The following is an 11,794-nucleotide window of genomic DNA, read 5'->3' on the forward strand; positions in this document are numbered from 1 at the left end:
GACCTATCGCCCGCTTCAATGAGGCCGCAGCGGTGACGCTGCGGAAAGCGAAGACGAGACCCCGCCGTCGAAGAAGAAGAAGAAGCTTCAATGAGGCCGCAGCGGTGACGCTGCGGAAAGCCCTCGTCGAGTGGCCGTTCGCGGGCGAAGAGGTCTCGGCTTCAATGAGGCCGCAGCGGTGACGCTGCGGAAAGCATGAAAGCCTCTGTCGCAACGCCCCAATCGTTTGATCGCTTCAATGAGGCCGCAGCGGTGACGCTGCGGAAAGCGTCGGTACCCGCATGGGTGAGGACCTGCTCAAGTTCGGAGCGCTTCAATGAGGCCGCAGCGGTGACGCTGCGGAAAGCTGCCTTTCGTGCATCGGAAGCAGAGATCGATGCGATGCTTCAATGAGGCCGCAGCGGTGACGCTGCGGAAAGCCGCATGGAGATGAGCCAGCCGGAGCTGGCGCGCGCGCTGCTTCAATGAGGCCGCAGCGGTGACGCTGCGGAAAGCGCAATGAAAGAGGCGGCAAAAGCGAGCGTCACGCTCGGCTTCAATGAGGCCGCAGCGGTGACGCTGCGGAAAGCCAGGTCGCGGCGTTCTTCGGCTCGGCGGCCGCCGGGCTTCAATGAGGCCGCAGCGGTGACGCTGCGGAAAGCCCCCGGAACCGATCGCGCAGTCGACCCGGCTCGGTCCGCTTCAATGAGGCCGCAGCGGTGACGCTGCGGAAAGCCATCCGATTCAAGCCGCACGACGCCGCCAACAAGCTGACGCTTCAATGAGGCCGCAGCGGTGACGCTGCGGAAAGCCCGACATGATGGAGACCGGCCGCGCGGCCGAGGCGCAAGCTTCAATGAGGCCGCAGCGGTGACGCTGCGGAAAGCCTCGTCGACCACCATCACGGTGGCGGAGACGCTGACCGAGCTTCAATGAGGCCGCAGCGGTGACGCTGCGGAAAGCGTCCTCCCCCCGGTCACCGCGCACCGTGAGCATGCCAGCTTCAATGAGGCCGCAGCGGTGACGCTGCGGAAAGCGAGCGCCGCAGAAGCAACGGAGATGTGAGATGAGCGAGCTTCAATGAGGCCGCAGCGGTGACGCTGCGGAAAGCGACCACGACCAGCGGCAGCACGGTCAGGTACACCGGCTTCAATGAGGCCGCAGCGGTGACGCTGCGGAAAGCCTCCCAGGCTCCCCCGATTCCTCAGGCTCCGAAGACGCTTCAATGAGGCCGCAGCGGTGACGCTGCGGAAAGCTCGGCTGTCCACACCGTTCGAGATGGCGAGCGACCCGCTTCAATGAGGCCGCAGCGGTGACGCTGCGGAAAGCACGGGTCCGGATACGCGAAGAACGACTACCACACCGCTTCAATGAGGCCGCAGCGGTGACGCTGCGGAAAGCCCACGGTCACCGTGGATCAAGGCACGCCGTATGTGCCGCTTCAATGAGGCCGCAGCGGTGACGCTGCGGAAAGCTGCCCGGCCGCAAGCCGTTCGCACGACGGGCGAAACAGGTCGTTTCGCGAGCGCTCCGGCCAGAGCGGACCAAGATGCCGGCCGGCGACCCGATGCAGTGCTCACGATGTCAAACAACGCTTTGGGCTGCAAGCCGCTTTTCGCCTGCGAGCGGTCCCCGGCAAAACCGCGTCACCGGAGCGCTCGCGCGGCGGCGGCGAACGGGGCCGCGCGCGAGCGCCGACTATATCACCACGGCGGTGCGTTTCACCGGGGCAAAGTTCTTGCCCAAGCTCTCCACCCGGGGATCGACCTTTTCGGCGGGACCGAGATCGAGGATGAGGACGTGGTCGGCGTCGGCACGGATGATCTCCTCGAGCCGCCGTGCCAGCTCGACGCGACGGCGGGCCGTCAGCCGGCACTGGAAGACCGAGAGCTGCAGCCAGCGGCCGTAGCCGTTCATCAGCTTGAACACGCGGCGCCAGCGTTTTTCGTCGGCGATGTCGTAGGTGACGATGTAGAGCCGCTCCTCGATCACGATCACCTCCCCGCGGGCTTCACGTCGCGACGGAACGTGCCCTTCGCTCCCGAAACACCCCTCCACATCCCTCCCCCGCGAGCGGCAAAAGGAGGCGCGTCGCTTTCGGTCGCGGAAAGCTCGGCGCGAGGCCCAAGCCGGAATCGCCAGTCACCTCTCGCCGCTCCCGCGATGCCTCACCGCAAGAACCCGCCCGCGGCGGCGAGCGCGAAAAAAACCGTCAGCGCACCAGATAATGCGGATAGTCGTCGATCTCGCCGGCGAGCCAGCGGCCGAGCAGGCGCGCCTGCACCTCCAAGAGCCGGCGCATCGAGACGCGATAGCCAAATACGGGATGCGTCACCTCCTGATCGAGGCGGCGCTCGTAGGCGGCGATGAAGGCGCGCTTGGCCGGCGGCTTCAGGTTCACGGCGGGGCCGGCCGCGACGAAGCCGTCCGGCTTCACCTCGCCGTTGTTGATCACCTGGATGACGGTGGAGTCGGAGAGAATCGGCCGGAACGGCTCCATCATGTCGAGGGCGAGCGCGGCCCGGCCGAAGCGCGGCTTGTGATAGAAACCGAGATAGGGATCGAAGCCGACGGCGGAGAGCACGGTGTGCCAGGTGCGGGTGAGCAGCGCGTAGCCGAAGGAGAGCATCGCGTTGACCGGATCGGCGGGCGGGCGGCGCGTGCGCTTCTCGAATGCGAAAGCCGGAAACTCGCGTGCGGCCTCGCCCAGCATGGTCTCGAACAGGCGGAAATAGCGCGCGGCCGCCTCGCCTTCGAGGCCCAACAGCTCGGCCTCGGTCGGTGCGTGCTGCGCGCGGTCGGCGAGCCGCACCATCGCCTCGAGCGCACCGTCGCGCGCCGCCTCGTCGCCGGCCTTGAAGTTGCGGCGCAGAAACACACGCGCGTTTCTGATCTTCGCCGCGACCAGCGTACGAGCAAACGCGAGGGCACGACGCTCGTCGAAGGCGGCGCGATACTGGGCGATGCGGAGGCTCACATTACGATGGCCGGTCGACACCGTGTGGCCGAGCACCCAGCCGCCCGCCGACGCCCAGGTGACCGGGATCTCCTCGCGCAGCAGCGCCGTGACGGTCGGGCCCGTCACCGAGACGGGGCCGTGCAGCACCAGCTCGGAGACGTCGCCGATCGGCACCTCGCTCTTCTGCTCGTCGGTCTCGATCACCAAAACCTCGCCGGATTTGCGCACCCGCGCGCCGGGCTCCTGCACATAGAGCGGCAGCGCCGCCTCGGCGGACGGGTTGAGCGGACGCGGCGCGACGCCCTTGCGGAAGAACGACACCTCGTCGGGCAAACAGATCCCGGCGAGCGAGCATTTGGTGCATTTCGGGCTGTCGGCGAGCGGCGGCGGCAGCTTTCCGGCGGCGGCCGCGAGGCGGAGCTGAGAGATCGCGGTGCGGGTCTCGCCGCGCAACACGTCGTCGAGGGCGATGCGCACCCGCTCGCGCGAGCCGGCGTACCAGATCGCGCCCTCGCTCACGCGATAGCCGGCGTCCTCGAGGATCAGCGCCTGGGCGCACACCTGCACGCGCTCCGGCGCGTAGGCGCCTTCGGCGACATGCGGCCGCTTGCCCTTCTTGGTGTCGACCGGGGTGACGGCGCCGTCCTCGCCCTCCACCAGATCCATTTTTCCGACGATGCCGAGCTTTTCGGAAGCGAGCGTCACCGAGCGGACGGAAAAGTCCGGCTTCTCGTCGACCGTTTCGGCGGCCGGCAGCGTGCCACCGCCGGCATCGACCCGCACATGCGCGCGCCGTCCCTCCTCGGTGTCGCCGGAGTCCGCCCACTCGCCGTCGACCCATTCGAGGAAGGCCAGCCGCGGGCAAAACACCCACTCGTTGACCATCCGCACCGGCACCAGCGGCGTCTCGGAGGTCGCCGGCGGCGCCGGCAGATCGAACGACAGCTGGGTGGACATGGCGCCCCCTCGGATCGAGGTCCCTCGCAACGATCATCGAAGCGGCACGTCGCGACGGGGCCGGCCCGGCCGGACCGGATCGCGACGCGCTCTCCTCACGTCAGCGCGGCGAACAGGCCGAGGCCGACATGGCGGCCGGCGCCCAGCGCCAGCAAACCCGGCACCGGCTCGGCGAACGTGATCACGACATGGGTGCGCGGCAGCGCCTTCAGATAGGCCGGGACCCGATAAGCTCCGGCGGGCTCGGCGCCGGGAAACACCGGCTCGCGCTGCAGATGAATCTCGGTCACGGGCGTCGTCCAGCCGGCCTGGGCGAGCGCCTTCAGCACCAGCGCGTGCGCTTTGCGCGACCTGTAGTCGTCGCGGCCGGGCAGCACCATGGGCGTGACCGTGCCCCATCGGGTCGCGCCGTCTCCCGCGAGATAGCAGGCGAGAACACCGTCGGCGGCGCGCTCGTCCTCGGACAGGGCCCGCAGGTCCGCCTTCACCACGCCGGTCCCCTCCTCGATCAGCGCGGCGCCCGCGAGACGCCGCACGACGGCGCGCGCCCGCGCATCGCCGCCGCCGAACGGCTCGGCCAGCACGGCGCGGCGGATGCGGCCGTCGCGGCCTTTCAAGGGAATCGTCGGCAGCGGCAGGTAGGAGAAGCGGTCGTTCTTGGATGCGACGTCGTCGCCGTGGCCGCAGACGAAGCGCTCGACGAAGGATTGATCGAGCTTCAGGCCGCGGGCGCAATCGTGCGCCGCGTGGCGGAGCCAGGCCGCGATCTCGATCGCCGCGCGCGGATCGAACGAGGCGGCGCCATCGCCATCGACCAACCGAAAGACGTGCACCGGCCGGGTGCGGCCGGCGGCTCGCCGGCGATAGGCGACCTCGCGAAACACGGTGGGCGGCGACGGCGGCGCCACCCAGCGCTCGGCGCCGCGCCCCCGCCCCGCCTGGACGCGACGACCGAATTCCCGATGCCGCTCCAAAAGCTCGTCGAGCGAGCCCTCGACCGGCACCCGCCAGCCGACGCCCGGCAGCGCGCCCCAAACCTCGCCGGGTAGCTCCCGCCGCGCGGCCTCGTCGACCACCCGGCCGTTGCCGGCGACCAGATCGATGCCGAGCCCGAGCGCGTGCAGGTGCCGTGCCTCCTCGCACAGCACCGCGGCGTGCGGCCGGGCGCTCTCCCACTCCTCGTCGGCGATCGGCCATAGGAACCGCACGGTGGCGTCGCCGTCGACCCGATGCGGCCGGAGGTCCTTGTCGGTGCGCAGCGCGTTCGGCTGCTTCTCCGGCTCCTTGTCCTGCGCCCAGGCGCGGGCGACCTTGTCCATGTCGTTGTTCGGGACATAGAGGCGCACCAGCGGCGCCGCCTGCGCGGGCGCGGCGACGATCTCCGGCGGGGCGCGCCGCTCGAGCCAGCGCAGCGCGGCCCCCTTCGCGTCGGAGAACTCGGTACGGCGGAAGCCGAGATGACCGGCCGCGACCAGCGCCTGGAAGAGCCGGTGCGGATTTGGCGGCCATTCGCGGGCGCGGCCGTCCTCGCTGCGGCCGTGATAACGTCCGTCGAGAAAGTGCGCCTCGAGGCACAGAAAGCGCATGATCAGCCGCCTTTCTTTCCCCTGCTCTTCCCGCCGACCTTCTCCTTGATCGCCGCATTGGCGGCCGCGGCGTCGAACGCCACTTTCTCGCTCTTGCCGACCCCGAAGGCTTTTGCGGCGTTCTGCGCGAAGCGGAGCGCGCCGGCGGGATCGGCGGCGACAACCTCGCGGGTGCCATCGTGAGCGACCAGCTCCCACGTCGCGGGCTTGTCGGGATCGCTCACCAGCAGGCAGCCTTGCCGCAGATCGTGGACGCGATCGTGCGTCATCGCCACCAGAGCGAGCCCGAGCACGTAGCGGCGCAAGGCATCGCCCTTCGCCCCCTTCGGACCGATGGCACGCAGGCCGACCAGGCTCGAGATGGCGTCGCGACGGATGTCGCCGCGCACCTGAACCCCGCCGTGCGTGCCGGCGGCCGGCGCGTGGCGGAAGCCGAGCTCGGATGCCGCATCGAGTACCTTCTTGTCGTCGGCATCGTCGAGAAGCCCGAGATCCACGTAGTCGACCGGCGGATTGTACTGCGCCGAGCGCCTCAGCTCGATCACGTCGTACGCCCGGATCGTCGAGGCGACGAGCCGCGGCAGCTTGACCTGGGTGTCGCGCGAATCCCAGGCGCCGAACACCAGCGAGGTCGGGGCGATCTTGGCGAGCCCGGTCGCGTCGCCGCTCTCCCGATACGCCTCGAACGCCTCCTTCAGCCGCGGGCCGAGCGCGGAATAACGAACGATCGCGTCGGCGGCGCGGTGGCCGGCGTCGAGCAAATTGACGGTCTTGTTGCCGGCCTCGATCTCGATCTGCGGCACCAGCATCGAAAACGGATCCTCGCCGGCCGCAGCTGCGCCGTTCGCCTTGAACAGCGGCTCCATCCGGTTCGCCTGCGCCCCGACCGTGTCGATGATGGCGACCCGTTGCGTCGCCGGATCGGCCGGATCGCCGAGCGGATCGATGTTGTAGCCGGCCTTGCCGCCACCGCCCTCCGCCGCCGCGAATGTCGGCGGGAAGATCACGGCGTCGTGCCCCTCCGCCGGCATCAGATATTGCCGGCACACCAGCGCCGCCGGCCCGTCCGCGGCCAGCATGCGATCCGCAAGCGCGTCCCACCCGCTCATCGTCTCTCCTCCGAAGGCTTTGCCCGGCCGAAGCTGCCGTACTGGGAATTGCGCATCTCCACCGGAAACTCGTACGTGCCGATGCACCGCCCGATCCCGGCGACCGCTGCCGGTGCGACCGAAATGTCGAGCGGATCCGCCCAGGCGCGATAGGAAAACCATCGCCGGCGACTCTCGACCGCGGTCGGCCGGCAGCGCTGAAGCCCGATCGCCGCAAGAATCTCGGTCGCAGGCGAGGTCAGCACCGGCACGCCCTGCTCGTCGGGCGAGAAGCCGACGTCCTGCGCCTCCCACGACGCCGACGGATCGAAGCCGAAGCGTCCGGTCGTCGGCCAGCGCGCCGAGAACAAGTCGGCCGAGGCGATCCGGTCGGGCGACCGTGCAATAATTTCGAGCCACGCTTTGCGCAGCCCGTCGATGTTGCGTTTCGGCGTCTGCTGCCCGGCCCACACCTTCAGCTCCGACTTGTCGGCGCCGCGATAGGAGTCGAGCCACCAGTCGAGCCGCAGATCGAACGGCCGGATCACCACCGGCTTGCGGTCCGCCTGCGCCTGCGCCTCGTGATCGTCGGCCAGAGCGACCGTCTCGTCGCTCTCGACGAGACGGCGAACGAGGTCGGCGAGCGGATCGTCGTGGCCGCCGTGGGTGGCGATCCGGAACCGGGCACGGCTGCCGTTCTGCTCGAACCACCCTTCCGGCGATCGCCAGCCATTGTCACGACGGGCGGGCCAAGACCGGCTCGCCAGCTCCAGCAGACCGCAGCAGGCGAAGAACTGGCCCGGGTTGCGCAGATCGACCGCCAGCGTGATGTCGGGATCGGGGCGGATCATGTCGTCCCCTCCTCGGCCATCGCCTCCGCCGCCCTTTCGGGATCGCGCGGAATGCCGCGGCTGGCCGCATAATCGGCGGCTCGCATCAAACCCTCGAGCCAGGCGAGGCCCCAGTGGCCGAAGCGGCGTTGCAGCCGCGCGAACCGGCGCATCGTCTCGGCGGCGATCTCGGCGTTCGCCTCCTCGCCGACGCCATCGGCGATGTCCCACTGGTCCTGCTCGAAATGCGGCCGCGCCCAGCCGTGATGCGACGCGATCAGATGGAGGATCAGGTCGCGCTCGGGGTGGGCCGAAATCTCCTGCAGGTCGGACGCCTCGCGCAGCGAGCCGAACTCGTGGCGATAGGCGCCGCTGCGCCGCGAGGCGAAACCGGTTCGCCCGCTCTTCGCCAGCGGAACCCAGAGCGAGCCGGGATGCCGCGGCGGCGGATTGCCGATGTCGGCCTGCCATGCGGGCCGGTTCTTGCCGCGATCGTGATGACGGGCGGCGAGAACGACCGCCTCGGCGACGGCCTCGGCCGCACGGTCGGCCGCCGTGTCGGCGTAGATCAGGGGCCCGAGGCGGCCGACGATCGTCTCGGCCATCGCGCTCACGTCGGCGGCATGATCGTCGAGCGTGCGCGCACCGCCGGCCGCCGCCGGATCGTTCTGGGACACGTCGAGCGAGCGGCTGTCGCCGAGCAGGACGAGCACCATGCTCGGCTCGCCCTCGTCGTCGCGCGCCAGCACGCTCGCGTCCTTCTCGGCCATGTCCGGAAAGAGACCGCACGCCGAGGCGACGGCGGCACGCCAGCTCGACGCGTCGATCTCCTCGACAACGAGCCCTTCCTCGGCGCCGAGCCGCCGAACCGACCAGCGCTCCTCCTCGGCATCGAACGACGCGAGCAGGCGGGCGCGCCTGCGGCCGATCGCCGGCTCAGATGCACCGGAGGCGTCCTCGAGATCGGCGACGTCGTAATCCGTCGCTGGCGTCGCCTTCGCGGCGCCGTCCAGCATGCCGCGCACGTCGAGGCCACCGGCCTCGGGCGGCAGCACCAGCGTCGCCTCTGCGAGCCCGGGCTCGTCGTCGAGAAGATCGGCGAGCGAACCGTGGACGGGATCGCCGTTCGCCGGGATCAGCACGGCCGGCAGCGGCCGCGCGCCGTCGGCCTCCTGATCGCCCTTGCGGCGCAAAATCTTCTTCAGCTCCGCGACGACCTCCCAGAGCGGCCCCTGCAAACGCTCCCGGGCAAGAATCCGGTGCTTCTCGTAGAGCGTCCGGACGGTTCTCGCGGGCGCCGTGCCGAGCAGGCTCACCTCCTCGCGCCAGGCGACATGGAGGACGGGCCGTTCGGCCTCGACGCCGTGCAGCCACCGCGCGACCGGCGGGCGCCCAGGCAGCTCCGCCACGCGCGTCAGCGACCAGGCATCGAGCAAGATGTCGGTCACCGGCACCGTGCGCGGCACCGCGGCGAACGCGTCGGTGCGATGCGCCAGCGTCCGAAGCGCTGCGGGGCTCGCATCGACGCCGCCGCCCCGCGCCGGCAGCGACATCAAAGCTTCCTCGGTCGCCGCCAGCCGCGCGTCGGCGTCCGCGTCGTCCTTGCCGCCCTTCTTCGGAATCTCGATCACATGCACGGTCGCGGCCCCGCGCCCGAGCCGGTTGACGCGGCCGAGCCGCTGGATCATCGAATCGAGCGAGGCGAGGTCGCAGACCATGTGGTCCGCGTCGAGATCGATGCCGACCTCGCCCGCCGACGTCGCGACCAGATAGCGGGTGCGCGGCAGCGGCTCTCGACACGGCGCGGACTTGAAGCTCTCGAACAGCGGGCTCTTCGCCAAAACGTCGCGCTCCCGGCCGCGGATCGTGCCGGTGAGGATCGCGACGTCGTCGCCGCCCTCCCCCAGCATCTCGGCGACCTGCCGGACATCCGCCGGGGCGCGCAGATATACGACGACCCGCTTGCGGTCGGCATGGTGACGGCGGGCGCTCGCCACGATGGCCGCAAGGGAGGCGCGGTGATCGTCGGGTGCCGGCTCGAACGTCAGGATCTTCTCGGCCGTCGTGCGGATCCGGACCTCCGGCTCGCTGGTGTCGTCGTCCGTCAGGCCGAAGACACGACCCGTATCGTCTCGGCGGGTCGCCGACAGGTCGAGCAGCCGCAACGGGCGCGGCTCGGCGCCTTCGGCCTGGCGGGCCTCGAGCGCCCGCAAAAGGGCGCCGAACGCCGGCGACAGGTGCGCCTCGTCGTGGACGATCAGCACGTCCTGACCGACGAGCCCGGCATGGAATGGCCGCATGCGGCGCGACACGCCATAACCGGAGAACAACAGGCGGCTGCCGATCATGTCGACCGTCCCGACGACGATGCCGGGGCGCGCCGGATCGGCCTGCCATTCGAGATTGTCGGCATACTCGCCGCGCAGCGTGCTGATCGCGAGCGGCGACGCACCGTCCGAAGGATCGACGCACAATGCCTGCAAGGCCGTGCGAACCGCGACGACCTGGGGACGCGCGCCATCCTGCAAAGCGTCTCGAATGCCTCGCGCGGTGTCGGTCGCCTGATCGACGACGGTCCGGCGGTCTACCACATAAACGAGCCGCCGCGGCAGTGACGGACGGCCGCTCCTCGCCTGTGCGGCGAGCGCCAGCAGCCAGATCAACATCACCGCGGTTTTGCCGAGCCCGGTCGGGAGATCGAGAGCATCGGGAATCCGCCCGACCGAGAACTCCCCGAACAACCGGCGCTGCCACCGCATCGGCGAATGACCGGTCAGCGCCTCGAACCCGCAATCGAAAAACGAGTCGTCCGTCATCGCGATCTCACAAGGACGTCGGCTGCCCGGGCCGTTCGCCACGACAGGCCACGACGCCGCAACGGTAGCGCCATTTACACCGTCTCGCGCATTGCGCGAGATAAATCCACAAAAGACCCGCGCGTGCTCGTGCGGGCGACCGGCTCGTCGCGGCCGCGCGGACATCGGCGACGGCACGACCCGCATTCGCGAATCGCGCTACACTGTTCCAAATTCTCGATGGTCTCACAAACGCGATGGTATCAGATACTAAGAGGACCGGATCGTCAATCCCCGACCGTCGCCGACGGCCGAGGGCAGCCCCGGATGTGGCGTCCGTCGGCGCCGAGATGGCGGCCGCCACCGGGCCGTCGCTGCGCTGGAGCGTCGAGCAGCGGCTCGCCTTCGTCGACGAGCGGCTCTTTTGGCTGGGCGAGGTGAACCGGACCGATCTGGTGCGCCGCTTCGGCATCTCGATGAGCCAGGCGTCGGGCGACATCGCCCGGTATCTCGAAAAGAATCCGGCCGGCGTGAGCTACGACAAGTCGGCCAAGCGTTACGTCGCCGGCGAAAATTTCGCGCCGGTGATCGGCCCTCCCGACGCGACACGGCTGCTCGGCGAGATGCGCCTCGTCGGGCTCGGCAGCATCGCCGTCGAGGACACGATGCTCGGCGCCCTGCCGCCGTTTGCCGGAACGCCGCTGCCGGAGCGCGCGGTCGACCCCCTCGTGCTGCGCGCGGTGTGGCACGCGATCCGCGACCGCCTCGCGCTTTCGGTGACGTACCAGTCGATGAGCCGGCCGACCGCGACCCGGCGCATCGTCTCCCCGCACGCGCTCGCCAACGACGGGTTCCGCTGGCACGTCCGCGCCCACGACCGCGACAGCGAAACATTCCGGGACTTCGTGCTCGGGCGGCTCGGCGATCCGGCGCCCGCCGGCCCCGCCGATGCCCGTCCGGAGGACGATGTGGAGTGGCACACCATCGTGCCCCTGGTGATCGCGCCTCACCCCGGCCTCACGCGGGCACAGGCAAAGGCGATCGCGATCGACTACGGCATCACGGGGAAGACGGCGACGATCCCGGTGCGCCGCGCGCTTTTGTTCTACGCGCTCAAGCGGCTCGGGCTCGACGTGCCGCCCGACACCCGCCCTCCCCACGAGCAGCACATCGTGCTGGTCGATCGCGACGCGGTCGAACGCGCTCGGAAGACGGACAGGGATCGCGGAGTGGGGAAAGAAGCCTGACCGATATCTGCGCCGCTGGTTCGACGGCATTCGGCGCGGCGACCGTCGAGTTCAATGAAAGCTTCGTGAGACAGCCGAAAAAATCCTCCTGAATTTCGCGGCACCACACGCGCGCTTAGCCCACCGGTCGCGAGGCGAATTCACCCCAAGATTTCACCCCCCACCCGTCCCTCGCAGTTTCTCGCAGGCGGGCATCCGAGCGGCTCGCAGTCATGATCCGAGTTTCAGCGTCACCGCGTTCGCTGCGTGTCGTCCCGCCAACCCGCCCTCGATCCGCTCGCCCACCTGGTCGCTCGAGGCTCGTATCGGATCGTCGGCGCGGTTCACGTACCGCCCGGTCATCGCCAGTGTCT

At 69.7% G+C, this 11,794-nt stretch carries 7 protein-coding genes and 1 CRISPR repeat array; of the genes, 1 reads left to right on the forward strand and 6 read right to left on the reverse strand.

Going from position 1 to position 11,794, the window contains the following annotated elements; all coding sequences use genetic code 11:
- Nucleotides 1-12 precede the first annotated feature (12 nt).
- Nucleotides 13-1,454: direct repeats of the CRISPR family, unit length 37 nt; unit sequence GCTTCAATGAGGCCGCAGCGGTGACGCTGCGGAAAGC.
- A 223-nt stretch (nucleotides 1,455-1,677) separates the two neighbouring features.
- The 6 genes from cas2 to cas3g form a co-directional block, all read right to left on the reverse strand.
- Nucleotides 1,678-1,971, reverse strand: a complete 294-nt coding sequence (gene cas2, locus A33M_RS10355) for a CRISPR-associated endonuclease Cas2 (RefSeq protein ID WP_202801853.1) — start codon at nucleotides 1,969-1,971, stop codon at nucleotides 1,678-1,680.
- Between the two features lie 220 nt (nucleotides 1,972-2,191).
- Complete coding sequence (locus A33M_RS10360; protein WP_008386677.1) at nucleotides 2,192-3,895, reverse strand: CRISPR-associated endonuclease Cas4/Cas1; 1,704 nt, start codon at nucleotides 3,893-3,895, stop codon at nucleotides 2,192-2,194.
- 95 nt (nucleotides 3,896-3,990) lie between these two features.
- On the reverse strand, nucleotides 3,991-5,481 hold the full coding sequence (gene csb2 / locus A33M_RS22320; RefSeq protein ID WP_008386680.1) for a type I-G CRISPR-associated protein Csb2: 1,491 nt from the start codon (nucleotides 5,479-5,481) through the stop codon (nucleotides 3,991-3,993).
- 2 nt (nucleotides 5,482-5,483) lie between these two features.
- The gene (gene cas7g / locus A33M_RS10370) at nucleotides 5,484-6,590 is read right to left on the reverse strand and encodes a type I-G CRISPR-associated RAMP protein Csb1/Cas7g (RefSeq protein WP_008386683.1); all 1,107 of its coding nucleotides are present in this window, start codon (nucleotides 6,588-6,590) and stop codon (nucleotides 5,484-5,486) included.
- Nucleotides 6,587-7,420, reverse strand: coding sequence for a hypothetical protein (locus A33M_RS10375; protein ID WP_008386684.1), 834 nt, complete (start codon nucleotides 7,418-7,420; stop codon nucleotides 6,587-6,589). Before A33M_RS10375 ends, cas7g begins: the two co-directional genes overlap by 4 nt.
- The gene (cas3g, locus tag A33M_RS10380; RefSeq protein ID WP_040620086.1) at nucleotides 7,417-10,215 is read right to left on the reverse strand and encodes a type I-G CRISPR-associated helicase/endonuclease Cas3g; all 2,799 of its coding nucleotides are present in this window, start codon (nucleotides 10,213-10,215) and stop codon (nucleotides 7,417-7,419) included. The genes A33M_RS10375 and cas3g overlap by 4 nt, the downstream gene beginning before the upstream one ends.
- Nucleotides 10,216-10,523: 308 nt before the next feature.
- Here cas3g and A33M_RS10385 point away from each other — a divergent pair, with 308 nt between their 5' ends.
- Nucleotides 10,524-11,441, forward strand: a complete 918-nt coding sequence (locus A33M_RS10385; RefSeq protein ID WP_008386688.1) for a WYL domain-containing protein — start codon at nucleotides 10,524-10,526, stop codon at nucleotides 11,439-11,441.
- The last annotated feature ends 353 nt before the right edge of the window (nucleotides 11,442-11,794 follow it).

Source organism: Rhodovulum sp. PH10 (assembly GCF_000293785.1).
Lineage (GTDB): Bacteria > Pseudomonadota > Alphaproteobacteria > Rhizobiales > Xanthobacteraceae > Rhodoplanes.